The 24,104-nt window shown below is 63.1% G+C and carries 19 protein-coding genes and 1 pseudogene; 11 read left to right on the forward strand and 9 right to left on the reverse strand.

Annotated elements, in window-relative coordinates; all coding sequences use genetic code 11:
* Window positions 1-73 precede the first annotated feature (73 nt).
* The 4 genes and pseudogenes from AU465_RS05995 to AU465_RS06010 all read left to right on the forward strand — a co-directional run bounded on the left by AU465_RS05995 (window position 74) and on the right by AU465_RS06010 (window position 4,948).
* Window positions 74-1,060, forward strand: a complete 987-nt coding sequence (locus tag AU465_RS05995; RefSeq protein WP_192244886.1) for an RluA family pseudouridine synthase — start codon at window positions 74-76, stop codon at window positions 1,058-1,060.
* A 41-nt stretch (window positions 1,061-1,101) separates the two neighbouring features.
* Window positions 1,102-1,975: pseudogene (locus tag AU465_RS06000) on the forward strand (DMT family transporter).
* 10 nt (window positions 1,976-1,985) lie between these two features.
* A complete protein-coding gene (locus AU465_RS06005) occupies window positions 1,986-2,777 on the forward strand; it encodes an ATP12 family chaperone protein (RefSeq protein WP_192244888.1) in 792 nt (263 codons plus the stop codon).
* A 281-nt stretch (window positions 2,778-3,058) separates the two neighbouring features.
* Window positions 3,059-4,948, forward strand: coding sequence for an MFS transporter (locus AU465_RS06010; protein ID WP_192244890.1), 1,890 nt, complete (start codon window positions 3,059-3,061; stop codon window positions 4,946-4,948).
* Between the two features lie 82 nt (window positions 4,949-5,030).
* Here AU465_RS06010 and AU465_RS06015 read toward each other — a convergent pair whose 3' ends face one another.
* Entirely contained in the window at window positions 5,031-5,222 is a 192-nt protein-coding gene (locus AU465_RS06015) for a DUF2735 domain-containing protein (protein ID WP_192244892.1), read from the reverse strand.
* Between the two features lie 312 nt (window positions 5,223-5,534).
* Between AU465_RS06015 and AU465_RS06020 the strand changes: the two genes are divergently transcribed.
* Window positions 5,535-6,575 (forward strand): glutamine synthetase beta-grasp domain-containing protein, encoded by a 1,041-nt coding sequence (locus AU465_RS06020; RefSeq protein ID WP_192244894.1) that lies wholly within the window; start codon window positions 5,535-5,537, stop codon window positions 6,573-6,575.
* A 421-nt stretch (window positions 6,576-6,996) separates the two neighbouring features.
* Here AU465_RS06020 and glnA read toward each other — a convergent pair whose 3' ends face one another.
* Window positions 6,997-8,406, reverse strand: a complete 1,410-nt coding sequence (gene glnA / locus AU465_RS06025; protein WP_192244896.1) for a type I glutamate--ammonia ligase — start codon at window positions 8,404-8,406, stop codon at window positions 6,997-6,999.
* Between the two features lie 62 nt (window positions 8,407-8,468).
* A complete protein-coding gene (locus AU465_RS06030; RefSeq protein WP_006205430.1) occupies window positions 8,469-8,807 on the reverse strand; it encodes a P-II family nitrogen regulator in 339 nt (112 codons plus the stop codon).
* A gap of 345 nt (window positions 8,808-9,152) precedes the next feature.
* Between AU465_RS06030 and AU465_RS06035 the strand changes: the two genes are divergently transcribed.
* Window positions 9,153-10,679: an NAD(P)H-hydrate dehydratase gene (locus AU465_RS06035; protein ID WP_192244898.1), complete on the forward strand. Its 1,527-nt coding sequence runs from the start codon at window positions 9,153-9,155 to the stop codon at window positions 10,677-10,679.
* Window positions 10,676-12,682 (forward strand): hypothetical protein, encoded by a 2,007-nt coding sequence (locus tag AU465_RS06040; protein ID WP_192244900.1) that lies wholly within the window; start codon window positions 10,676-10,678, stop codon window positions 12,680-12,682. The genes AU465_RS06035 and AU465_RS06040 overlap by 4 nt, the downstream gene beginning before the upstream one ends.
* 13 nt (window positions 12,683-12,695) lie before the next feature.
* Here AU465_RS06040 and waaF read toward each other — a convergent pair whose 3' ends face one another.
* From waaF to AU465_RS06060, 4 genes are all read right to left on the reverse strand, one after another.
* A complete protein-coding gene (gene waaF / locus AU465_RS06045; protein ID WP_312891217.1) occupies window positions 12,696-13,766 on the reverse strand; it encodes a lipopolysaccharide heptosyltransferase II in 1,071 nt (356 codons plus the stop codon).
* Window positions 13,767-13,778: 12 nt separating this feature from the next.
* Window positions 13,779-14,735, reverse strand: coding sequence for a glycosyltransferase (locus AU465_RS06050; protein ID WP_246505893.1), 957 nt, complete (start codon window positions 14,733-14,735; stop codon window positions 13,779-13,781).
* Window positions 14,736-14,875: 140 nt separating this feature from the next.
* Entirely contained in the window at window positions 14,876-15,877 is a 1,002-nt protein-coding gene (locus AU465_RS06055; RefSeq protein WP_192244902.1) for a M48 family metallopeptidase, read from the reverse strand.
* Between the two features lie 7 nt (window positions 15,878-15,884).
* Window positions 15,885-17,417, reverse strand: a complete 1,533-nt coding sequence (locus AU465_RS06060) for an acyl-CoA carboxylase subunit beta (protein ID WP_192244904.1) — start codon at window positions 17,415-17,417, stop codon at window positions 15,885-15,887.
* A gap of 399 nt (window positions 17,418-17,816) precedes the next feature.
* Here AU465_RS06060 and AU465_RS06065 point away from each other — a divergent pair, with 399 nt between their 5' ends.
* Window positions 17,817-19,265, forward strand: coding sequence for a DEAD/DEAH box helicase (locus tag AU465_RS06065; RefSeq protein ID WP_192244906.1), 1,449 nt, complete (start codon window positions 17,817-17,819; stop codon window positions 19,263-19,265).
* A gap of 61 nt (window positions 19,266-19,326) precedes the next feature.
* Here the strand turns inward: AU465_RS06065 and AU465_RS06070 are convergent, their stop codons facing one another.
* Together AU465_RS06070 and AU465_RS06075 are read right to left on the reverse strand one after the other, a co-directional pair.
* Window positions 19,327-20,316 carry an alpha/beta hydrolase gene (locus tag AU465_RS06070; protein ID WP_192244908.1) on the reverse strand — a complete coding sequence of 330 codons (990 nt, stop codon included), beginning with the start codon at window positions 20,314-20,316 and terminating at the stop codon, window positions 19,327-19,329.
* A 68-nt stretch (window positions 20,317-20,384) separates the two neighbouring features.
* Window positions 20,385-21,233 carry an SDR family oxidoreductase gene (locus AU465_RS06075; protein ID WP_192244910.1) on the reverse strand — a complete coding sequence of 283 codons (849 nt, stop codon included), beginning with the start codon at window positions 21,231-21,233 and terminating at the stop codon, window positions 20,385-20,387.
* 193 nt (window positions 21,234-21,426) lie between these two features.
* Between AU465_RS06075 and AU465_RS06080 the strand changes: the two genes are divergently transcribed.
* Genes AU465_RS06080 through sseA form a run of 3 tightly spaced genes read left to right on the forward strand, consistent with a single transcriptional unit; the run spans window position 21,427 to window position 24,102 of the window.
* Window positions 21,427-22,461, forward strand: a complete 1,035-nt coding sequence (locus AU465_RS06080; protein WP_192244912.1) for a cysteine synthase A — start codon at window positions 21,427-21,429, stop codon at window positions 22,459-22,461.
* Window positions 22,461-23,204, forward strand: coding sequence for an alanyl-tRNA editing protein (locus AU465_RS06085; RefSeq protein WP_192244914.1), 744 nt, complete (start codon window positions 22,461-22,463; stop codon window positions 23,202-23,204). The genes AU465_RS06080 and AU465_RS06085 overlap by 1 nt, the downstream gene beginning before the upstream one ends.
* Window positions 23,205-23,250: 46 nt before the next feature.
* Window positions 23,251-24,102, forward strand: a complete 852-nt coding sequence (gene sseA / locus AU465_RS06090; RefSeq protein WP_192244916.1) for a 3-mercaptopyruvate sulfurtransferase — start codon at window positions 23,251-23,253, stop codon at window positions 24,100-24,102.
* The last annotated feature ends 2 nt before the right edge of the window (window positions 24,103-24,104 follow it).

The raw sequence follows: 24,104 nt of genomic DNA on the forward strand, positions 1-24,104 counted from the left end.
GCTTTGTTGGGTCTTTGGCTCGCAAGATGCCTGCCTTAGTGCTATGGCGCCGCTTTCGAATGGAAAAGCGAACATGGCAGGCGTTGAACAGATAACGGTGGAGGCCGGCGAGGCGGGCATGCGGCTCGACCGCTGGTTCAAGGTCCACTATCCGGGCCTCGGTTTCGGCCATCTGCAGAAGCTCCTGCGCTCCGGCCAGATCCGCGTCGATGGCGGCCGGGTGAAGGCCGACTCGCGCGTCGAGCCCGGGCAGACCGTGCGCATTCCGCCGCTCGACGTCGACAAGAAGGGCGAAGCCGCGCTCACCGGCCATTCGATCCGCAACCAGGGCGATGCCGACGTGCTGGCCAAGATGTTGTTGCACGAGGACCCGAAAGTCTTCGTCTTCAACAAGCCGGCGGGGCTCGCGGTCCAAGGCGGCTCGGGCGTCACGCGCAATGTCGACGACATGCTGGAGGCCTGGCGCAACCAGAAGGGCGAGAAGCCTCGCCTCGTGCACCGCCTCGACCGTGACACTTCCGGCGTGCTGGTCGTTGCCCGCACCCGCCTTGCCGCCATGAAACTCTCGGAAGCGTTCCGGGCGCGCGAGACGAAGAAGACCTACTGGGCGCTGGTCAAAGGCGTGCCGCCGAAGCGCGAGGACAAGATCTCGACCTGGCTGGTCAAGGAGGCGACGCCGGACGGCGACCGCGTGCGCATCGCCAAGCATGGCGAGAAGGGCGCCGACCACGCGGTGTCTTATTACCGCGTCGTCGAGCAGGCGGCGCAGACGCTGTCCTGGTTGGAGATGGAGCCCTATACCGGCCGCACCCACCAGCTTCGTGTCCATGCCGCCCATATCGGCTGCCCGATCATCGGCGACCCCAAATATTTCGAGGCCGACACCAACTGGGAATTTCCGGGCGGCATCCAGAATCGCCTGCATCTTCACGCGCGCCGCATCGTCATCCCTCATCCCGACCAGGGTGTCATCGACATCACCGCGCCGATGCCGCCGCATATGCGCCAGAGCTGGAACCTGCTCGGCTTCGATGAGCAGAGCGCGGAGGACGACAATTGAGCGGCGCCGCCGATACGTTCGATCGGCGCGATGCGGTCGACATGACCGCGGCCACCATCATGGTGGGGCTGACGCTGTCCTGGGGGCTGAACTACGTCGCCGCCAAGGTCTCCTATGCCGGCTACGACCCGGTGTTCGTGTCGATCGCGCGCTCGATCCTCGGCGGGCTCTGCGTTTTCGGCTGGTGCCGTTTGCGCGGTATCAAGCTGTTTGAAGCGGACGGGACGCTGACCGCAGGCATTGTCGTCGGCGTGCTCTTCGGCGTCGAGTTCCTGTTTCTCTACGTCGGGCTGGAATACACGACCGTCGCCCGCAACACGCTCCTGGTCAATACCATGCCGTTTTGGGTCTTGATCGGCGGCCATTTTCTGCTGCGAGCGCATCAACGCCCGCAAGCTCGGCGGCCTGATGCTTGCCTTCTGCGGCTTGATGGCCGTGTTCTCCGACGGCATCGTTGCCGGCAAGGATGCGACACTCACGGGCGATCTGCTCAGTCTCGGCTCGGGCATCCTCTGGGCGTTGACCAGCATCGTCATCAAGCGTTCGAAGCTGGTCGCGACCAGCGCAGAGAAGCTCTTGCTCTATCAGCTGGCGGGCGCTGCCGTCGTCGGCGTCCTGGTGCTGCCGTTCGCCGGCCTGCTGATCCGTGAGATTGCCGCGCTGCCGACATTGGCTTTGATGTTCCAGTCTTTCTATGTCGTCGCCTTCACCTATGTGTTGTGGTTCTGGCTGCTCACGCGCTATCCGGCGGCAGGTCTGTCCAGCTTCGCCTTCCTGTCGCCGGTATTCTGCGTTCTGTGCGGCGCTGTGCTTTTGGGCGAGCCGCTGACGATCAGAATTTTCCTGGCGCTCGGCCTGATCGCCGCCGGGCTGATCATCGTCAACCGGCCTGCACGCAGGCAGCCCTTACCCTAAGGAGTTCGAGATGCGCGACATCCTCAACGACCTCGAAGCGGGAAAGCAGCTTTCCGATCCAGATCCGGTGCGCCGCGCCCAGATCCAGATGAAGACGCCGCTGCCGAAACGCTTCTACAAGGCGGCTTCGGTGGTTCCGGTCGAAGACGGTTTTGCCGTCCATCTCGACGGCAAGCCGGTCCGCACGCCGGGAAAGGCGCTGCTGGTGCTGCCGACCGAAAAAGCTGCAACGCTGGTGGCTGACGAGTTTTCCGCGCAGAGCGAGGTCATCGACCCCGTGACCATGCCGGTCATGCGCCTTGCCAACACGGCCATCGATGGCGTCGCCAGCGACCCGCAAGCGGTGCTGGAAGACGTCCTGCGTTTCGCGTCGTCGGACCTGCTCTGCTACCGCGCCGATAGTCCGCAAGGACTGGTCGATCGGCAGAACAGGCTCTGGGACCCGGTCCTCGATTGGGCGAGGAGCAGCCTTGGCGCGCGCTTCAATCTTGCCGAGGGCGTCATCCATGTCGAGCAGCCGCGCGAGACGATCGCCGTCCTTGGCGCCCACCTTGCCCAGCGCGCCGAGCCGCTGCGTCTGGGTGCAATCCATGTCATGACCTCGCTGACCGGTTCGGCTCTGCTGGCGCTCGCCGTCGATTTCGGCGAGCTCGACGGCGAGGAAGCATGGGCCGCCGGCCATGTCGACGAGGACTGGCAGATCGAGCATTGGGGCCAGGATGCCGAAGCCGTCGCGCGCCGCTCCGCCCGCAAGCGCGACATGATGGCGGCGGTCAGCCTTCTCGAGGCGCTGAAAGCCTAAAGCAATTCCAGGAAAAGTGCGCAGCGGTTTTCCGTCCGCAATTGCGTGAAATAAACTCGCAGTGGGTCGGCGATCCGCCGGGCCTGGCCACTCCAAGTGCCACGCTCCGCTTTCGCATTGCACCTAATACGAAAGTCATAATCCCATCGTCGCGGTGCCTTTCGCGGGCGCTTTCTGCCATTTTTTCCTTCGTTGGCTGCGTTTGAGTCCGCGTTCGGAGGAATTGCTGACGATGGCGCGCAGCCATCGAGGACAGACGGGATCCACGGGAGGATATATCAATGGCAATGGCATCGACCGCCGGCGGAACAAGCCGCGGCATGACGCGGGAGGAAAAGAAGGTCATCTTCGCCTCTTCGCTCGGCACCGTTTTCGAATGGTACGATTTCTACCTCTACGGTTCGCTGGCCGCCTTTATCGGCACGACCTTCTTCAGCCCGACCATCCCCGAGGCGACGCGCAACATCTTCGCGCTGCTGGCCTTTGCTGCCGGCTTTCTCGTTCGTCCGTTCGGCGCGCTGGTGTTCGGCCGCATCGGCGACCTCGTCGGCCGCAAATACACCTTCCTGGTCACCATGACGATCATGGGCCTGTCGACCTTCCTGGTCGGCCTGTTGCCCGGCTATGCCAGCTGGGGCATTGCAGCGCCGGTGATCCTGATTGGGCTGCGCATGCTGCAGGGCCTGGCGCTCGGCGGCGAATATGGCGGTGCCGCGACCTATGTCGCCGAGCACGCGCCGGACGACCGCCGCGGCTACTATACGTCCTGGATCCAGACGACGGCGACGCTCGGCCTGTTCCTGTCGCTGATCGTCATCCTGATCGTCCAGGGTTCGCTGAGCAAGGAAACCTACGCTAACTGGGGCTGGCGCATCCCCTTCATCGTCTCCTTTGTGCTGCTCGCCATCTCGATCTGGATCCGGCTGTCACTTTCGGAATCGCCGACCTTCCAGCGCATGAAGGACGAAGGCAAGGGCTCCAAGGCGCCATTGTCTGAAGCTTTCGGCCAGTGGAAGAACGCCAAGATCGCGTTGCTGGCGCTGCTTGGCCTCACCGCCGGCCAGGCCGTGATCTGGTACAACGGCCAGTTCTACGCGCTGTTCTTCCTACAGAACGTGCTGAAGGTCGACCCGCAGTCGGTCAACATCATGATCGCCATCGCGCTTGCCGTCGGCTCGATTTTCTTCGTCGTGTTCGGCTGGCTCTCCGACAAGATCGGCCGCAAGCCGATCATCATGGCTGGCCTGGCATTGGGAATCGTCGGCACCTTCCCGCTGTTCAAGGCACTGACCTGGGCCGCCAATCCGGCGCTCGCTACCGCACAGCAGAACACGCGCGCGACGGTGACGGCAGCCCCCGGCGACTGCAGGTTCCAGTTCAACCCGGTCGGCACGGCTAAGTTCACGACATCCTGCGATATCGCGACCTCGTTCCTGACCAAGAACTCGGTGCCTTACGACGTCGTTACGACGGCAGCGCCTGGCACGGCGGCAACGGTCAAGATCGGCAACGAGACCGTAGAATCCTATGACGCCGTCGCCGCCGGCGATCAGGCCAAGGCCAAGGAGGCCGTCTTCCAGAAGGCAGTCAACAAGTCTCTGCAGGACGGCGGTTATCCGCTGAAGCGCGCTGCAGCCAAGGTGCCGGACCAAAAGCTCGATGCCTTCGTCGCCGCCAATCCGGAACTGAAGCTCGATGCCGCAGCTATCCGTGGCGGCGAGAAGACGACGGTTCCGGCCGACAAGGCGGTCACCGACAAGCTGCTGACCAAGGATGAAGCGGCCGGCGCGCCCGAGGTCACTGTCTACAACATTCCCGGCGGCGGTCCCTTCGCCATGGTCGCCGATCCGGCGGCCATCAACTGGCCAATGACCATCGGCATCCTGTTCATCCTGGTGCTGCTCGTGACCATGGTCTACGGCCCGATCGCCGCGATCCTCGTCGAGATGTTCCCGACTCGCATTCGCTATACCGGCATGTCGCTGCCCTACCATATCGGCAATGGCTGGTTTGGCGGCCTGCTGCCGGCGACGGTGTTCGCGCTTAGCGCCTATAAGGGTGACATCTACTACGGCCTCTGGTACCCGGTGGTGATCGCCGCGATGTCACTCATCATCGGCATGATCTTCGTCAGGGACACGCTCGGCACCGACCTGCACGCCAAGCAGTAGCCGATCGATCGTCTGCAAATGCAAAGCCCGGCGTGATCGCTCACGCCGGGCTTTTTCATGCAAAAGCATTGCAGGGAGGAGATCAGCTCTTGCGCTGGTTTTCTTCCTCGATCGCCGCCTCGTGGTACCAGCCGTCGAAATCGGCGTGCGTATTGCGCAACGAAGCAAGCTCTGCCGCGAATTTGGCCTTTGCGCCTAAATTTGAGGCAGACACTCGGCCCGCAAGCGGGAACATCAGAATCTTTGCCGACGGACGGGACGTGGTGACTTCCATTGGCGGCCTCCTTTCTTTTCCAGGAGCCTGTCGATTCAATCTTTTCCCAAGATAGGTTCTGCGATTCATTTAGGCAATATGCCCACAGAAAGATCAGTATTTGCCTACTATTTATGCAAAAATCGCGCTTGAATGATTGCCGCGCATTGCCGAGGCGGCTCAGCAAAATCAATGCCTTGCGATGACCACTTTGCCGCACCCGGGGCGGGAGGAGTGGCACACGAATTGCATTTTAACGGCCGGCAGGCCGGCCAGCCCGGCCATGCGTCGACGCCGCCCACTTGCGGTGTCCAAGCAACGAGAGGCACTGGAATGACCAAATACAAGCTCGAGTATATCTGGCTCGACGGCTACACCCCAACCCCCAATCTGCGCGGCAAGACCCAGATCAAGGAGTTTGCCGAGTTCCCGACGCTCGAGCAGCTGCCGCTGTGGGGCTTCGACGGTTCTTCGACGAACCAGGCCGAAGGCCGCAGCTCCGACTGCGTTTTGAAGCCGGTTGCGCTCTATCCGGATCCGGCCCGCACCAACGGCGTTCTCGTCATGTGCGAGGTCATGATGCCCGACGGCGTCACCCCGCATGCATCGAACAGCCGCGCGACCATCCTCGACGACGAGGACGCCTGGTTCGGCTTCGAGCAGGAGTATTTCTTCTACAAGGACGGCCGTCCGCTCGGCTTCCCCGAGAGCGGTTATCCGGCGCCGCAGGGTCCGTACTACACCGGCGTCGGCTACAAGAATGTCGGCGATGTCGCGCGCCAGATCGTCGAGGAGCATCTCGACCTCTGCCTCGCCGCCGGCATCAATCATGAAGGCATCAACGCCGAAGTGGCCAAGGGCCAGTGGGAGTTCCAGATTTTCGGCAAGGGCTCCAAGAAGGCCGCCGACCAGATGTGGATGGCGCGCTACCTGCTGTTGCGCCTCACCGAGAAGTACGGCATCGACATCGAGTTCCACTGCAAGCCGCTCGGCGACACCGACTGGAACGGCTCGGGCATGCACTGCAACTTCTCGACCAAGTACATGCGCGAAGCCGGCGGCAAGGCCTATTTCGAGGCGCTGATGGCGCAGTTCGAAAAGAACCTGATGGATCACATCGCCGTCTACGGTCCGGACAACGACAAGCGCCTGACCGGCAAGCACGAGACCGCGCCGTGGAACAAGTTCTCCTACGGTGTCGCCGACCGCGGCGCTTCGATCCGCGTTCCGCACTCCTTCATCAAGAACGACTATAAGGGCTATCTGGAAGACCGCCGCCCGAACTCGCAGGGCGACCCCTACCAGATCGCTTCGCAGGTCCTGAAGACGATCTCGCAGGTTTCGACCGACGCGAAGGTTTCGGCGGCCGCCTGATATCTCTTTCGCGGCGTGGAGTTGCAGGCCCGCGGCGTGACGTGAATGACAAAAAGCCCCGGCGGAAAACGCCGGGGCTTTCTTGCATGGAGATTGCCGGCGAGAAAGTGCCGCCGCGCTGCCGTCAGCTGGCGATGACGCCACGTGATTTCAGCGCCGAGCACTGGGCTCAGATAGCGTCCGGAAGTGCCGCTTGTTTGGCGCGTTCAACTAGTTCAAGGGCCTGACGCCTCCTTGACAAGGTTTCATGATATTCCTGCGCCTCGATGTCCTTGAAGAAGGGTGCGTTGGGAGCAAGGCGTTCGCCGCAGCTTCCACATCGTCAAGAGACGCCCGGAAGACTTCGGCTCGCCGGATCACAATGGAAAAGCCCTTGGAGGGTAATCCTCCAAGGGCTTTAAAATGAAATCCAGTCAGTCGCTTAGACCGAATAGTACATGTCATACTCGACCGGGTGCGGGGTCATTTCGAAGCGCATGACCTCGGCCATCTTCAGCTCGATGTAAGAGTCGATCTGGTCGTCGTCGAAGACGCCGCCGGCCTTCAGGAAGCCGCGGTCCTTGTCGAGGCTCTGCAGCGCTTCGCGCAGCGAGCCGCAGACGGTCGGGATCTTCTTCAGCTCCTTCGGCGGCAGGTCGTAGAGATCCTTGTCCATCGGCTGTCCGGGATGGATCTTGTTCTTGATGCCGTCGAGGCCTGCCATCAGCATGGCGGCGAAGCCGAGATAGGGGTTCGCGCCCGGATCGGGGAAGCGGACCTCGACACGCTTCGACTTCGGCGAGGAGCCGAACGGAATACGGCAGGAGGCCGAGCGGTTGCGCGCCGAATAGGCGAGCAGCACCGGCGCTTCGTAACCCGGCACCAGACGTTTATAGGAGTTGGTCAGCGGGTTGGTGAAGGCGTTGATCGCCTTGGCGTGCTTGATGATGCCGCCGATATAGAACAGGCAGGTTTCCGACAGACCGGCATATTCGTTGCCGGCGAAGGTCGGCTTGCCGCCCTTCCAGATCGATTGGTGGACGTGCATGCCCGAGCCGTTGTCGCCGAACACCGGCTTCGGCATGAAAGTGGCCGTCTTGCCATAGGCGTTGGCGACCTGATGCACGACATACTTATAGATCAGCATCTTGTCGGCGTTGCGCACCAGCGTGTCGAACTTGATGCCGAGCTCGTGCTGGGCGGCGGCGACCTCATGGTGGTGCTTTTCGACACGCACGCCCATCTCGGCGAGCACAGTCAGCATCTCCGAACGCATGTCCTGGGCAGAATCGATCGGCGGCACAGGGAAGTAGCCACCCTTGATCCGCGGCCGATGGCCAAGGTTGCCGGTCTCGTAGTCGGTGTCGTCGTTGGACGGCAGCTCGGTCGAGTCCAGGCGGAAGCCGGTGTTGTAGGGATCGGCCTTGTACTTGACGTCGTCGAACACGAAGAACTCGGCTTCCGGACCGACATAGATGGTGTCGCCGATGCCTTCAGACTTCATGTAGGCCTCGGCCTTCTTGGCAGTGCCGCGCGGGTCGCGGTTGTAGGCCTCGCCCGAGACCGGATCGAGGATGTCGCACAGGATGACCATGGTCGACTGGGCGAAGAACGGATCCATATGGACGGTATCCGTGTCGGGCATCAGCACCATGTCGGACTCGTTGATCGCCTTCCAGCCGGCGATCGAGGAACCGTCGAACATCACGCCGTCGGCGAACATGTCTTCCTCGACCTCGACAACATCCATCGTCACATGCTGCAGCTTGCCTCGCGGATCGGTGAAGCGCAGGTCGACGAACTTAACGTCGTTGTCCTTGATCTGCTTCATGATGTCTTTGGCTGTCGTCATGTCATGTATCCCTGTGTGATGACGTTTTTTTGATGATGACGGTTCAGAAAAGAAGGGGGGCGTCAGACAGCATCCATCCCGGTCTCGCCGGTGCGGATTCGCACGACTTCCTCGATGTTGGAGACGAAGATCTTGCCGTCGCCGATGCGGCCGGTCTGCGCCGCCTTGCGTATGGCTTCGATGGCGCCTTCGACGGCGTCGTCGCCGAGCACGACTTCGATCTTCACCTTGGGCAGGAAGTCGACGACATATTCGGCGCCGCGATAGAGTTCGGTGTGGCCTTTCTGCCGACCGAAACCCTTGGCCTCGGTGACGGTGATGCCCTGCAGTCCGGCCTCCTGAAGCGCTTCCTTCACTTCGTCCAGCTTGAATGGCTTGATGATCGCTTCGATCTTTTTCATGTAGAAAGTGGCCTCCACTGCCAAAGAGACGGGTTGTGTGCCCCGCTTGCGCCTCCATCAAGCACGAAGCGTGCCAATTCCAGGTTGTTGGAGACGGTATCGGGCGATTCAGATGCCATGCCGCACCCGGATGCAAATTCGCGTCATCCGCTGCATTGGATGCGTCATCGACGCCCAAAGCCTATACATCGCTCCTCCATCCGTCTGCGCAAAATTTGAGCAGATAGCGCAATTTGCAGGCAGATTCCCCTCCAGGCGCCGCCGCTTTGGGCGGCGTTCGGTCGTCGCTGTTGGCTTCCAACCGCAAATCGGACAATGCTTGATCGGATGGAGATCGGCAATCCCATGCGCAATGAACTTCTTTCACCGGCCGAGATGGCCGAGGCCGACCGGCTGGCGATCGCGGCGGGTCCGCTCGACGGCTACGGATTGATGCGCCGGGCCGGCGAGGCCGTCGCGGCCGTGGTGTTGGCCCGCTATCCGGCGGCGACACGGGTGCACATGCTGTGCGGTCCCGGCAACAATGGCGGCGACGGCTACATCGTGGCGCGTCTGCTCCAGGAGAGCGGCGTCGACGTCGCGTTGTGGGGTTCGGGTGAGCCGCGGGCAGGCAGCGATGCCGCGTTGGCTGCCGCCGATTGCCCGTTGGACCCCCGGCCGCTATCTGCCTTCGCAGCCGAACCGGGATCGCTGGTGGTCGACGCATTGTACGGAGCGGGGCTCTCGAAAGCACTATCGGGCGACGCCGCCAGGGCGGTCCAGGTCGTGGCGGACCTCGGCTTGCCGGTCGTCGCCATAGATCTGCCTTCGGGCGTTTCCGGGGAAAGCGGGGATATCCTCGGCAGCGCGTTTCGCGCGGCCGTTACCGTGACCTTCGCGCGAAAGAAGCCTGGGCATCTGCTGCTGCCGGGGCGTGAAATGTGCGGCGAGGTCGTGCTTGCCGACATCGGCATCGGCGACGGGACCATCGCTCGAATCGCGCCGCGAAGCTTCGAGAATGCGCCGACACTCTGGCTGCCTGCCTTTCCGGTCCCAGCTGTCGATGCACACAAATACCGGCGTGGCCACGCAAGCATCTTTTCCGGCGGGCCGTCGGCGACCGGTGCCGCGCGGCTGTCGGCACTGGCGGCAGCAAGAAGCGGGGCAGGGGCTGTGACGATCCTGTCGCCGGCGAATGCCATGCAGGTGAACGCCGCGCATCTGACCTCGATCATGCTGCGCAAGGCCGATGCGGTTGCCGATCTCGGCGCGTTCCTCACCGATCGCCGCCCTTCGTCCTTCGTGCTCGGCCCGGGGTTTGGCGTCGGCGAAAAGGCGCGCGATTTTGCCCTCGCGCTGCTCGGCGCAGGCCAAGCGCACTACACCGGCGTTGCAGGGCTGGTGCTCGACGCCGACGGCATCACCTCGTTTCGCGATGAGCCCGAGACACTGTTCCAGGCGGCCCGCAGATCCGGCGCGCCGGCGCTGGTGGTGACGCCGCATGAGGGTGAATTCGGTCGGCTGTTCCCTGGCATTGCGGACGACAAGGTGCTTTCGAAACTCGCCAAGGCGCGTGCGGCGGCTGCACGGGCCAATGCCATCGTCGTCTACAAGGGGGCCGACACGGTGATCGCCGCGCCAGATGGCCGCGCCGCCATCAACAGCAACGGCGCGCCGTGGCTTGCCACCGCCGGTTCCGGCGATGTGCTGGCGGGCATTATCGCCGGGTTCCTGGCGCAGGGCATGCCGGCGTTCGAAGCGGCCTGCGCCGCCGCCTGGATACACGCTGAAGCCGGCAGCCGGTTCGGGCCCGGCCTCATCGCTGAGGATTTGCCTTTGGCCACGGTGCCGGTGCTGCGCGAGTTGGCGGAAAGCGGGATGGCTGTCCGATGATGCGGCTGGCGATCCTCGTCGCGGTCGCCGCCATCACCGTCTTTGGCGTGCGGGCGGCGCATGCCGCCAGTCGTCCAGTCACCATCGTCGACGATCCCCAGGTGCTGGCAAAACTCGACGCCAAGGGCTTCGGCTTCGCCGGTATTTTCGGCGCCGGCGGCAAGGACGACCTGAAAACGCTCTACGACGCGGCGCCGGCCTATCATGCCATTGTCGAGACCGTGGCTGCCGATGTCGCAGCACTCCGCGTCGAGATGAAGGCCGGCGGCCGGCCGCTCTATGAGGTGACCGACGGCAATGTCGGCCGCGTCATCGACTTGCGCTGGCTGAAGACCGACGCCGCGCGCTTCCGGCTGGTCGGCGTCGTCAACCGGCTCGACCGGCGTGACTTCGCAAAGCTCGGCGGGGAAGCGGGCTGCGGCGAGGTGCGTTTCATCTACCGCCTTGCCTATAATTTCAGGAAGAACGGCAAGGTTTTGGCCTCGCGGCTGCCATTCAATTTCAATGCCGTCTACCGCGTCGCTGCGGACGCCGATGGCGACTGTACCGGTGTTGCCGGGCGCTGGACGCCGCAGATTGACGAGGCGGTCGATGCCGGCTGGCTGACCGGCGGACCGCTGGAAAAAGCAGGCCTCTCCTTCAAGCAACTCGAGCTCAACGCCCAAGTGGTGCGCTTTCCTTCCGGCCAGGAAACAGAGTTTGGTGGGCAGGCCGCCTATCTCATGCGGATTTTTAGCATCGACGGGACAGCCGCCAGCGAGAAGCCGCTCGAAAACACGCCCGACACCGTCCGCCTTTCGGACGATGCGCAGTTGAAAGCAAAACTTGCCGACTATGTCCGCGCCAACGCCGCGGCGGTCGATCTCGGCGTCTACGAAATCCCGGATGAATTCCTGGCGAAGGAGGTTATCTCCTGGTCGACCTTCGGCAGTGCCAGGCAGGCCAATCATCCGTTCACGCCGCTGTTCGAGCCCAAGACGTTTGACGGGCTCGACTATTCGAAGTTTTCGCTGGTGCGCACACCGGAAGCCTTGGTCGAGCGGCTCGACAACGGCGCCTGCCAGGGCTGCCACCAGGCAGGCTCGACCGCCGGGTTCCATTTCATCGGCCTCGACGACGGCACGACCTCGCCGCTCAACCGCATCGAGGTCGGTATCTCGCCGCATCTCCATGCCGAGATTCCGCGCCGCGAGGCGTGGCTGCAGGCGATTGCGGAGGGCAAGGAACCCAACCGGTTTCGTCCGTTGTCCTTTGCTCCGCCGGCAGCCTGGGAAGACATCGGCGAGATCGCCTATACGCCGGCCGGGACGGCGATGCCGTGCCTGGTGCCGGAAGACGCCGCCCATTTCGCCAAAACCTGGCAATGCGGAGCCGGCACGGTCTGCACGCCGATCGCGACCGCTGCAGGGGGCAAGACGAAACTCGCTCAATGCCTGCTGCCCAAGGACAGCGAGAAGATCTTTTCCGGCCATCCCTGCCTGACCGGCACCATTACCAGCAACGCGGCGCAGCCTTTCAACGACCGCTACAAGATCACCAGCCAGTTCGCGGCCTTCGCGCCCGCCATTTCGCGCACCGCCTACACCTGCCGTCCGCCCAAGATCGGCGTTCCAGGCGGCTTCGCCTACCGCGGCTGCGACGCCAACGATCTGGCCTTCTCCGCCTTCAAGGCCGGCAAGCCGATGCCGAGCGAGATCTGCGGCCTGGTCGGCGGCAAGAAGTTCGATATCTGCGTAGCGACCAACAATTTCGGCCAATGCCTGGGCGGCGCGGTCAATCGCGGCAACCGCCCGGCCTGTTCGGCCGAGCATTTCTGCCGCGAGGACTACATGTGCCAGTCGCTGCCGTCCGACACGCCGGGCGCAGCCAGGGTCAAAGGCATCGGTTTCTGCTCGCCGACCTATTTCCTGTTCCAGATGCGCATCGACAACCATGCGACGCCATGGGCGAGCGCTGCGCGGGCGAGCATGAGCGCGGGCTTTGGCGCGCCCGAAGAGGAGTAGGCTATCGGCCGGTTCAAGCACCTCGCGGGCGCCGCGCCTGCGCCACCGCTTCCGCCAGCGCTGCAAGCACTCTTTCCTCGCTGACACCGCTCGTGTGCTTAATCCAGCTTGGAGTCGAAATCGGAGGTTCTAGAAACCGGACGTGATCGTTCACTGGTCCGGTTTCGTAGGAGCGGTTCGATCCGAAGATGAGCACGCACGGCCCACCCAAAGCCGCCGCCGCATGGCAGATGCCGCCATCCACGCCGAGGAAGGCGGTCGAGGCAGCGATCTGGCACATGGCGTCCGTGATGTCGGGGGTCGACGTGAAGTCCACCGCCTCCGGAAGCGCCGCTCTAATCTGGGCGGCGGCCTCGCGCTCGCGAGGACCGCCGACGATCCATACCGACCAGCCGCGCTTGGCGTGATCCTTCGCGATCGAAATGAAGCGCTCCGCCGGCCATGAGCGGAAGTTGCTGAACTCCGACGTGTAAAGCGCCAGTGCTGGTCTTGCCGCGTCGATCCCATGCCGGACGCGCCAGGCCGAGAGATCCTCGGGTGAAACCACCATTCGCGGCTGCGGTAACCGCACATCCTCGTCAGGCTGCTCACCCAGCGTGGCAATCGCGCAGACCTGCTCGAACAGCCTTGTCTTGCGCGGGCCGAAAGCCACGAAGGTTTTCAGCCATCCGGCCGGCAGCCGGTTGACGATGCCGAACTGGAACTCGCGCGGATAGCCAATGCGCTCGGCAATGCCCGCCAGCCATGGGACAAGAGCCGCCTTGGTGCTGCTGGTGAGCAGATAGGCTGCCTGATAGTTCTCCCGGCGGAGTTCGCGCGCCAGCCGCGCCCGCTCCCTGAGACCGGGGTTCCAATGCCGTTCGACGGTCCAAGCCTTCCGGACATGCGGCATCAATCGTGCCAGCGGAGCGGCGAGCGGCGAGGTGATGACGTCGATCGGGTGTCCGGGAAACGTCTCGGCTATGATTTGAACTGCCGAATGGCAACGGATGAAGTCGCCGATTGCCGGCAAGCAGAACACGAGAATGGGACGCAACGCGCGATACCTTTTCGATCCGACACAGTCGCCGCCGACGGCAAGCACGCCGGTTCCTTGTCACGGAAGCGCTTCGCCATCAAGAATACGGGCATAGAGTTCCAGATAGGCCTTCGCGGTTTTCGCGATCGGGAATCTGTCGGCGGCCGATTCACGGCATTTGTGTGCGCACAGGTCTGCGATCTCGGCAAGGCCGCGGGCGAACTCCTCGTCGCTCTCGAAGAACCGGCCCGTGTCCTTGTCCACAGTCTCCGGCAAGGCGCCGCGCGGGGTGGTCAGAACGGGCGTGCCGCACAGCATGGCCTCGACCGGCGCATTGCCGAAAGGCTCTTCCCAGGCGATCGGATTGAGGAAAGCCTTCGCTGCGCCGAGCAGGCGCAGCTTGTCGTCGCCGTCGACGACGCCGTTGAAGCGATAACGGCGGGAAAGACTTTTGAAAAAGACGCCCTCACGGCGGGTCTGGCTTCGGCCCAGCAGCTTCCATCGCGAGCCGCCGGCGATATCGAGGGCAACGTCGAATTTCCTGGCAAGGTCGACTGCCCGGTTCAGGCCCTTTCCGGCGCGCGCGATAGCCGCCATGAAGAGGAGGCGATCGTTCTTCGATTTGCCGAGCCGATAGTCATCCACCGGAAATCCGTTGTGGACGAAAGTCTTGCGACCGTGCAGTTGGGCGTGCCGGGCGCTGATGAAGCTCCAATTCGGCTGCGGCCGCGGATAGTCCGGCAAATGGCCGCGCTCGGTGTTGAGGGTCGGGAAGGGAACCTCGATCTTCCACGCATGAAGGTGGACGATCCGGGTCTCCCGGGGTATCGCGGCGCGTAATTCGGCGTCGCTCACCGCATGCCGCACCTCGCATAAAGGATGTGACGATCCAGGGCCCGCCACGAGCACGACACAATGACCCTGACTGACCAGTTCAGTGGCCAGCCAGTCGACCTGGCGCTCTATCCCGCCATAGCCTTTGCACGGAATAACACCCTTCGTTGCAAGGGTTATTAGCATTTTATTACTGCCCATCACATTAATGTGATTAGAGGTTGCTAATTGTCAACCTCCGGCGACGGGTTGGGTGAGGCAAAGTTCCAAGTGCTGGCGGGCCGGCTTGGCCAAACAAGTTCTACCGATCCAGATGGTCGGCGACTCTCGACGTCCATTCGTCATCGAAATGGCGGACTCGTTCGGCAACCGTCTCGCTGCGAAGCAGGGTCAATAGAGCGGTATGTTCGACCGGCTTGATTGTCGGCGGCGAAGCGTAGCGGATGATCAGATTTTTCATCGTCCGGCGCGTCCCAGGCCTTCTGGATATGTTCTTTCAGCGTAGCAGGATCGAAAAGCTCGGAGGCGGCTTTCAGCATTCTTGCCAAAGGCGGTTCGGGTGGCGTCATCGACCCGAGCAGCTCGCGCCGCAGTGGATCGTCGACCCGATCTTTGAACAACGCACTGGCTGCCCCAATCAAAAGCAGCGCCCGCGCGACGCTGTGCGCGTCGCCGGCTCGGGCCGCATGCCTATCCGCTTCTATCTCAGCGCGACGCGAAAGATTTATTTCTTCGCGCTCGAGGGTTTTGGAAAGCGGACTGAGCATCAGATAGAACAAGGTGCCGGAAACAGTCTTGCCCGGCGGCGCATAGTCGAAGATCAACTCGAAGCATTTTTCGAGCTCAGCCAGATTGAGACTGCCATTGGTATCTCTGTTCCTGAGATGCGCGTCCTCGTGGGCAAGGATGGCTGCGAGTGCGGGTTCATCCGTCACCGCAAGCAACGGAATGCCGATGGCCAAAATCGACCATCGACCGAAGAGGCCCAGGAATGGCCGCTCTTCGCCGATGCTGGCATTGAGATGCGGAGTTAGAATAATGGTTGTCCGCGTCGCGCGGCGCGTGCCGGCAATATCCTCCCAGATCTGCCATAGCCTTGGGGCCGACTCCCTCGAAGCCCCCTCGACCTTACTTCGCCGGAAACCCGCGAAGACCATTCCTATCAGCAGGACAAAAGCCAGCATCGCGGCCGGAACGGCGACGGCACCGCCAACAACAAGCACAAGCGGGTGAATGTCGAGAAAGTAAAGCCACACGCCAAGCGGGAAGAAGAGGGGCAAAGCAAAGAAAAGAACAGCGAACCTGCCAAAGTGCTCGCCAGCTAGAAGGACCAGTCGCGACATCGCCGCCTCACAGCGGGATGTTGTCGTGCTTCTTCCAGGGGTTCTGCATGTCCTTGTTGCGCAGCATGCGCAGCGCCCGCGCGACACGGCGGCGGGTTGAGTGCGGCATGATCACCTCGTCGACATAGCCGCGCTCCGCCGCGACGAAGGGCGACAGGAAGCGATCCTCGTAAGCCTTTGTGTGAGCTGCGATCTTTTCCGCGTTGCCGATATCCTTGCGGTAGATGATTTCGACCGCGCCCCTGGCGCCCATCACGGCGATCTGCGCCGTCGGCCAGGCATAGTTCATGTCGCCGCGCAGGTGCTTTGACGCCATGACGTCATAGGCGCCGCCATAGGCCTTGCGGGTGATCACGGTGATCTTCGGCACTGTCGCCTCGGCATAGGCGAAGAGCAGTTTTGCCCCATGCTTGATCAGCCCGCCATATTCCTGCGCGGTGCCGGGCAGGAAGCCCGGAACGTCGACGAAGGTGACGATCGGGATCGAGAAACAATCGCAAAAACGCACGAAGCGCGCCGCCTTGCGGCTGGCGTCGGAATCCAGAACGCCAGCAAGCACCATCGGCTGGTTGGCGACGAAGCCGACGGTTCGACCGTCGACGCGGCCGAATCCGGTCACGATGTTCTTGGCGAAGCTCGCCTGGATCTCGAAGAAGTCGCCCTCGTCGGCGACCTTCAGGATCAGTTCCTTGATGTCGTAGGGCTTGTTGGCATTGTCGGGAATCAGCCGGTCGAGCGACATGTCGTGATCCGTCACCGACTGATAGCATTCGATCTCGGGAATCTCGGCCGTGTTGGACGCCGGCAAGAAATCGACCAGACGCCGCATCTGCAGCAGCGCCTCGACGTCGTTGTCATAGGCGCCGTCAGCGATCGAGGATCTCGTCGTGTGCACTGTGGCGCCGCCGAGGCTTTCGGCCGTCACCGTCTCGTTGGTCACCGTCTTCACCACATCCGGCCCGGTGACGAACATGTACGAGGTGTCGCGCACCATGAAGATGAAGTCGGTCATGGCCGGCGAATAGACGTCGCCGCCGGCACAGGGGCCCATGATCAGCGAAATCTGCGGGATGACGCCGGAGGCGAGCACATTACGCTGGAAAATCTCGGCATAGCCGCCGAGCGCGGCGACGCCTTCCTGGATGCGGGCGCCGCCGGCATCGTAGAGGCCGATGATCGGCGCGCGATTGCGCAGCGCCATCTCCTGAACCTTGACTACCTTCTCGGCATGCGCCTCCGACAGCGAGCCGCCGAACACGGTAAAATCCTTGGCGAAGAGATAGACCGGCCTGCCGTTGACCGTGCCCCAGCCGGTGACGACGCCGTCGCCGGCGATCTTGGTCTTCTCCATGCCGAAATCGGTCGAACGGTGCTCGACATACATGTCGAACTCCTCGAACGAACCCTCGTCGAGGAACACCTCGATGCGCTCGCGGGCGGTCAGCTTACCTTTCTTGTGCTGGGCCTCGATCCGCTCCTTGCCGCCGCCTAAGCGGGCGATCTCGCGGCGGCGTTCGAGTTCCTTCAGCACGTCTTTCATCGCTGCCCCCAAAAAGGAAAGGTGTTTTGTGGTAATGGCGAGGACAGCCAAGCGCAAGCGCCGCTTTTCGGGCGTCGTTTTGCTGCATTGCAACATCGGCCCTTGCATTTCGGGCCGGACTCGGCCATATGCTGCGGCATAGGCGCTTGGGCCGGAACTGTCCGGCTTTCTCCACGAATGAGACTGGTTGCGTCTGTTTTCCCTCTTTCCGGTGGTCGGCCCCCGTCGATCGGCAAGCTGGCGAAAGAGCCCCGGGGCATGAAGCTCGCGGGCACGACAGCGCAGCCGCGCGGACAACCCGTCCGCCGCCTTGTCGTTTCCTGACAATTTTTCGACGGCAGGTTGCGCCCTGCCGCTATCGATGTTTGCGGTCACAGGGCCGCGTGAAAGAAGATTATTTTGACCAACGAAAACCAGGCGGAACCGAACGGTTTCGCCGCCCTCGGAATTACCGGCGCATTGCTCAAAGCCGCCAACACCGCAGGCTTCACCGAACCGAAGCCGATCCAATCCCAAGCGATCCCGCCGCAGCTCGAAGGCCGCGACATTTTCGGCATCGCGCAGACCGGTTCGGGCAAGACGGCGGCCTTCGCGCTGCCGATCCTGTCGAAGATCATCGGACTCGGCACCAAGCGCCGGCCGAAGACGGCACGCGCGCTGATCCTGGCGCCGACGCGCGAGCTTGCCGTGCAAATCGAAGACACGGTCAAGCTGCTCGCCAAGGGCGCGCATGTCTCGACTGCGCTCGTGCTTGGCGGTGTGTCGCGCTACAGCCAGGTAAAGAAGATCGGCCCTGGCGTCGACATCCTGATCGCCACGCCCGGCCGGCTGACCGACCTCGTGCGCGAGGGCGACCTCATCCTTGCCGATACCAAATGGCTGGTGCTCGACGAGGGCGACCGCATGCTCGACATGGGCTTCATCAACGACGTCAAGCGCATCGCCAAGGCGACCGCGCCGGACCGCCAGACCGCGCTGTTCTCGGCCACCATGCCGAACGAGATCGCGGAACTCGCCAAGGGCCTGCTGAAAGACCCCGTCCGCATCGAAGTCTCCCCGCAGAGCACGACGGCGGCCGAGATCGTGCAGAGCGTGGTGCTCGCCCGCACCAAACAGAAGCGCCAGGTGCTGTCGAAAATGCTGGCCGACGAGGCGATGCGCTCCGTGATCGTGTTTTCGCGAACCAAGCATGGTGCAGACCGCGTCACCAAGGACCTTGCCCGCGATGGTTTCAACGCCGCCGTCATCCACGGCAACAAATCGCAGAACGCCCGCCAGAAGGCGCTCAACGATTTCCGCGACGGATCGGTGCGCATCCTGGTCGCCACCGATATCGCCGCGCGCGGCATCGACGTGCCCGGCATCAGTCATGTCGTGAATTTCGACCTGCCGGACGAGGCGGAAAGCTATGTCCACCGCATCGGCCGCACCGGCCGCAACGGCAGGGACGGCATTGCGATCACGCTTTGCGATCCGTCGGAGAACAGCAAGCTGAGGCAGGTCGAGCGCATCATCCGCATGCGGTTGCCGGTTATGGCCGATCATCTCGGCAGCCCCGACCCGCAGCGCGATCCGAAGGAAAGGACCGAGCGTCATTTCGAGCCGGCCAATGACCGCGAGCACCATGGCGGCCGCCGTGACGGCCGTCGCCCCGACAACGGCGACAGCGGCAAGAAGCGTTTCGGAGGCAAGCCCAATGGCGAGCGCCAATTCGCGCCGAAGCCGCAAGGCGAGCGTCCTATGGCCGCCAAGCCGAGTGGCGAGCGTAAGCCTGACGGCTTCAAGCGCTTCAAGGGTAACAACAAGCGCCGCTTCGGCGGCAAGCGGCCGGCGAACCGGGCCGCTTAAGTTCCACCAGGAACGAAGAAAATGAGAAACGGCCGGAGCAGCGATCCGGCCGTTTCTCATTTCACAGGCCTGATTGCTGCTGCATCAACGCCTTCACCCACACCACGATCCGCTCGGTAAGAAAGGCCGTGGTCTGCGGCGACAGCACATCGCCGGCAATGACATGGTTGTCCGGGTCGCCGGTGTCGTCGACCGGCACCAACTCGTGCGCGCCGCCCCAGCGGCCGGCGATCTCGCGCGTGCGGTCGGGCCGCACCACCTTGTCGGCATCCGAGAAGATGAACAGGGCAGGGACTGTCGCCTTCTCGACCGGCGCGCCATAGGCGAGATTGGTGAGCGCGGCCATCGGCAGCGTTGCCGTCATCGGGTATTTGGTGGTCCAGAATTTTTCGTGCAGCGCGTTGCGCGGCGGGAAGCTGCGCTCCTTGCCGCCGACGAGCTCGGCGATCTCTCTGCCCCAGGGCATGGTCAAGATCTCGGCGCCGGAAGCCTTGACGCCGAAATTCGGCGAGATGAATGCGATTGCCGCGACGCCGTCGGAAGCGCCGGGCTGGGTTGCGGCCCATGTCGCCAGCGAGCCCCCGGTCGAGGTGGCGATGACGATCACCTTGTCGCCGATCGCGCGGCCGATCGCCAGCGCCTCCTCATAGTCGTTGATCCAGGCGTTGACGCTGCCTTCGGCCATGGCCGCACCGTCCTGCCCGTGGCCGGTCAGGCGGGTATAGAAAAGGTTGGCGTCGAGTTCGTCGGCGACATCGTCCGGCAGCGGGCGGACCTCCCCTTTCGACGCCGAAAAGCCGTGAATGTAGACGATCGCAAGCTTCGTCTTGGCGTGAACCATCGGGTTCGCCCAGATGATCTCCTTGTCCAGCCCGTCGCGGATATTGGGCACCGCCCCTTCTTCGTGCGCCAGATATGCCTGCGGATCGTCGCCGATCACCGAAGGATCGAAGCGGATCGTGGTGTCGATCGCCACGCGTGGGCCGAGAAAGAAACCTGAGACAAGGATGACGGCGAGACCCAGTACCGCAAGCACGATCCGTCGCCCCATCGCCGACTCCAAGCAACAATTCTCAACCTATGGCGGTGCCTGCAGCGAGGCAATCGCTCTTCGCCGGCTTACGCCGCCTTGTCCGCTGACGGGCCTTTTTCGCTTGGCATCTTGCGGTCGAAATTCAATGGTCGCCCCCGCCAGCTGGTGGTCAGGCCGATCACCAGGCGGCAAATGGGTCGCGGCAGCAGGCCGAGCAGCTTGAGCGGCCAGCTTATGTGATAGGGGAAGGTGACTTCGAAGCCTCCCTTCCGGATGCCGCGCGCCATCCGGCGCGACGCGCGGTGGACAGGCATCAGGCCCGGCATCGGCAGCATGTTCTTCTCGGTCAGCGGCGTGTCAACGAAGCCTGGATTGATCACCTGAATGCGGATGTTCATCTTGTCGAAGTCGTATTTCAGCGATTCCGCCAGGATGTTGATCGCCGCCTTGGTGCCGCCATAAGCCGCGGTGGTCGGCCAGCCGGAGTAGGCCGTGACCGATCCGACCAGGACGACGTGCCCGCGCCCCCGTGCGCGCATATAGTCGACCACAGGCACCAGGCCGTTGACGATGCCGAAATAATTGACGGCGAAGGAGCGATGAAAATCGCGCACCACCAGATGCTCGCCGGGCGTGGCGATGTAGTTGCCGGCGTTGAAGACGGCGAGCACGATCGGCCCCATCTCCTTCTCGATCGCGGCGGCCGTCCGCGCCATGCCTTCTTCGTCGGTCACGTCGCAGGGGAATGATTTCACATGGCCGGTCATCTGGGCCGTCTCGACCAGCAGCGTGTCGGTTGCGTCGCTCGGCAGCGCCGTCACCGCGACGGCATAGCCCTGCCGTGCGAAGTCCTTGGCCAGCGCCCGGCCGAGGCCGCTGCTGCCGCCCGTGATCCAGGCGACACCGTCTTTCGGGTTGGCCCGGTAGAGTGTCATTGAAAACCCTGCGAATTGTCTGGGCTAGTGCTCTAGCGGCGAAGAAATGGGATGAAAAGAGCGCTTTTGGGTGCATCGTTGAAATGATCGCCAGCATTGCAGCGCCCGGAATGCGACTGGACCAGGCAAAATCTTGCCTTGAAACCGCGGCTTCCGGTTTCTAGGGTCTCGCCGCACGCATAAAGGAATCCTCATGCCCCGTAATGTGATCGAAGCGATCGGCAACACCCCCTTGATCCGGCTCAACAAGGCTTCGGACGCAACCGGCTGCGAGATCCTGGGCAAGGCCGAATTCATGAATCCGGGGCAATCGGTCAAGGACCGCGCGGGCCTTTTCATCATCAGGGACGCCGAACAGCGCGGATTGCTGCGGCCGGGTGGCGTCATCGTGGAAGGGACCGCCGGCAACACCGGTATCGGCCTGACGCTGGTCGCCAAGGCGCTCGGCTACCGGACCGTCATCGTCATTCCCGACACGCAAAGCCAGGAAAAGAAGGACACGATCAAGATCCTGGGGGCCGAGCTGATCGAAGTGCCGGCCGTGCCGTACAAGAACCCCAACAATTACGTGAAGCTGTCGGGGCGGCTTGCCGAGCAGCTCGCGCGTTCGGAGCCGAACGGCGCGATCTGGGCGAACCAGTTCGACAATGTCGCCAACCGCGACGGCCATATCCGCACGACGGCGCAGGAGATCTGGACCCAGACCGGCGGCAAGGTTGACGGCTTCGTGTCGGCCGTCGGCTCCGGCGGCACGCTCGCCGGCGTTGCGATCGGACTGAAGCGCAAGAGTAGACAAGTCAAGATCGCGCTCGCCGATCCGCTGGGCGCCGCCCTTTACAGCTTCTACACCAGCGGCGAGCTGAAATCCGACGGCAGTTCGATCACCGAAGGCATCGGTCAGGGCCGCATCACCGCCAATCTCGAAGGGTTCACGCCGGACTTCTCCTACCAGATCCCGGACGAGGAAGCGTTGCCGATCATCTTCGACCTGATCCAGGAAGAGGGACTCTGCGTCGGCGGCTCGACCGGCATCAACATCGCCGGCGCCATCCGGCTGGCGCGCGAGCTTGGCCCCGGCCATACCATCGTGACGATCCTCGCCGACTACGGCACGCGCTATCAGTCGAAGCTGTTCAATCCCGAGTTCCTGCGCGGCAAGAACCTGCCGGTGCCGGGCTGGATGGAAGAAAAGGCCGACATTTCGGTTCCGTTCGAAAAGGTGGCGTGATGGCGCAGAGGACCGAAGCGCTGTTTCGTGCCGACGCCTATCTGAAGACGGCGGATGCGCAAGTCGTCGCCATCAACGATCGCGGAGGCATCCTTCTCGACCGGACCATCTTCTACGCCACGTCGGGCGGGCAGCCCGGCGATACCGGCTTGTTCGAACGCATCGACGGCAGCCGCATCGCGATCGCCGCCACCATCACCGGCGAGACCAAGGACGAGATCATCCATGTGCCGGCGCCTGAACAGGCGATGCCGGCGGTCGGCGAAAAGCTGAAGCTCGCCATCGACTGGGGGCGGCGGCATTTTCTGATGCGCATGCACGCCGCCTGCCATCTGCTCACCGTCGTTTGTCCGTTTCCTATCACCGGGGCAGCGGTCGCCGAGGATGACAGCCGCGTCGACTTCGACATTCCCGATGCCGGCTTCACCAAGGAGGACGTGACGGCGAGATTGATGGAGCTTGTGCGCGCCGACCATCCGATCTTCACGCGACTGATCACCGACGAGGAACTTTCGGCCAATCCCGGGCTTGTGAAATCGAAGAATGTGCGGCCGCCCGTCGGCACCGGAAAGATTCGCCTGGTCTGCATCGGCGAGAACGCCTCGATCGACAGCCAGCCCTGCGGCGGCACTCACGTGAAGAGCACCGGCGAGGTCGGCGAGATCCATATCGGCAAGATCGAGAAGAAGGGCCGCGAGAACCGGCGATTCCGCATCCGCTTCGGGCCGATGCCGACGAATTGACGGGCGAAGTCGGGCAGCGTCGCGAGAGGCGGACAGGAGCAGGAAAATGGCCGAAGACAGCCCTTTCATCGTCGACGCGGACTGGCTCGAGAAGCGGCTGGGAACGCCGGGACTCACCATCATCGACGCCTCCTGGTACCTGCCGGCGCAGCAGCGCAACGCGCACGCCGAATACGTCGCCGCCCATATTCCCGGTGCCCGCTTCCTCGATCAGGACACCGTTTCGGATCCGGATTCCAAGCTGCCGCATACATTGGCGTCGCCCCAATACTTCGCGCAATATGTCGGTTCCATGGGCGTTTCGGCCGACGACACCATCGTCGTCTATGACGGCCCGGGCCTGTTTTCGGCGCCGCGCGCCTGGTGGATGTTCCGCGTCATGGGCGTCTTCCAGGTCTATATCCTGAATGGCGGGTTCGATCGCTGGAAGGCGGAAGGACGGCCGGTGACTGCGGAGCCGACCAAAACGGCCCCTTGCGTCTTTTACGCCGATTTCGATGCAGGGCGGGTCGTCAGCCTCGACGAAATGCGCCGGATCGTTGGAAGCGGAGAAAGCCAGGTCGCCGACGCGCGCTCTCCAGGGCGTTTCGCCGGAACCGATCCGGAGCCGCGTCCCGGCGTCCGTTCCGGCCATATGCCGGGCGCTCACAATGTTCCGGTGGCCGCGCTTACCGAGAACGGCGAGTTGCTGCCTAAAGACCGCTTGCGCAAGGTCATGGAGGAAGCCGGCATCGATCTTGCAAAGCCGGTCGTCGCCTCCTGCGGCTCGGGCATCACCGCGGCGGCGATCACGCTGGCGCTGGAGACGCTTGGCCATACCGACAACAGGCTGTACGACGGCTCATGGACCGAATGGGGTGGGCTGAGCGACACGCCCGTCGTGACGGGCAAGGAATGACG

The sequence above is a fragment of the Mesorhizobium silamurunense genome (genome assembly GCF_014843905.1).
GTDB classification, from domain to species: Bacteria; Pseudomonadota; Alphaproteobacteria; order Rhizobiales; family Rhizobiaceae; genus Mesorhizobium; species Mesorhizobium silamurunense.

Excerpts from the sequence above, each read along its gene's own strand:
- AU465_RS06035 (WP_192244898.1), top strand. The coding sequence starts at position 9,153 with ATGCGCAATGAACTTCTTTCACCGGCCGAGATGGCCGAGGCCGACCGG.
- AU465_RS05995 (WP_192244886.1), top strand. The coding sequence starts at position 74 with ATGGCAGGCGTTGAACAGATAACGGTGGAGGCCGGCGAGGCGGGCATG.
- AU465_RS06085 (WP_192244914.1), top strand. The coding sequence starts at position 22,461 with ATGGCGCAGAGGACCGAAGCGCTGTTTCGTGCCGACGCCTATCTGAAG.
- AU465_RS06055 (WP_192244902.1), bottom strand. The coding sequence starts at position 15,877 with ATGTCGCGACTGGTCCTTCTAGCTGGCGAGCACTTTGGCAGGTTCGCT.
- AU465_RS06010 (WP_192244890.1), top strand. The coding sequence starts at position 3,059 with ATGGCAATGGCATCGACCGCCGGCGGAACAAGCCGCGGCATGACGCGG.
- AU465_RS06080 (WP_192244912.1), top strand. The coding sequence starts at position 21,427 with ATGCCCCGTAATGTGATCGAAGCGATCGGCAACACCCCCTTGATCCGG.
- sseA (WP_192244916.1), top strand. The coding sequence starts at position 23,251 with ATGGCCGAAGACAGCCCTTTCATCGTCGACGCGGACTGGCTCGAGAAG.
- glnA (WP_192244896.1), bottom strand. The coding sequence starts at position 8,406 with ATGACGACAGCCAAAGACATCATGAAGCAGATCAAGGACAACGACGTT.
- AU465_RS06060 (WP_192244904.1), bottom strand. The coding sequence starts at position 17,417 with ATGAAAGACGTGCTGAAGGAACTCGAACGCCGCCGCGAGATCGCCCGC.
- AU465_RS06050 (WP_246505893.1), bottom strand. The coding sequence starts at position 14,735 with ATGGGCAGTAATAAAATGCTAATAACCCTTGCAACGAAGGGTGTTATT.
- AU465_RS06030 (WP_006205430.1), bottom strand. The coding sequence starts at position 8,807 with ATGAAAAAGATCGAAGCGATCATCAAGCCATTCAAGCTGGACGAAGTG.
- AU465_RS06015 (WP_192244892.1), bottom strand. The coding sequence starts at position 5,222 with ATGGAAGTCACCACGTCCCGTCCGTCGGCAAAGATTCTGATGTTCCCG.
- AU465_RS06070 (WP_192244908.1), bottom strand. The coding sequence starts at position 20,316 with ATGGGGCGACGGATCGTGCTTGCGGTACTGGGTCTCGCCGTCATCCTT.
- AU465_RS06040 (WP_192244900.1), top strand. The coding sequence starts at position 10,676 with ATGATGCGGCTGGCGATCCTCGTCGCGGTCGCCGCCATCACCGTCTTT.
- AU465_RS06020 (WP_192244894.1), top strand. The coding sequence starts at position 5,535 with ATGACCAAATACAAGCTCGAGTATATCTGGCTCGACGGCTACACCCCA.
- AU465_RS06075 (WP_192244910.1), bottom strand. The coding sequence starts at position 21,233 with ATGACACTCTACCGGGCCAACCCGAAAGACGGTGTCGCCTGGATCACG.
- AU465_RS06005 (WP_192244888.1), top strand. The coding sequence starts at position 1,986 with ATGCGCGACATCCTCAACGACCTCGAAGCGGGAAAGCAGCTTTCCGAT.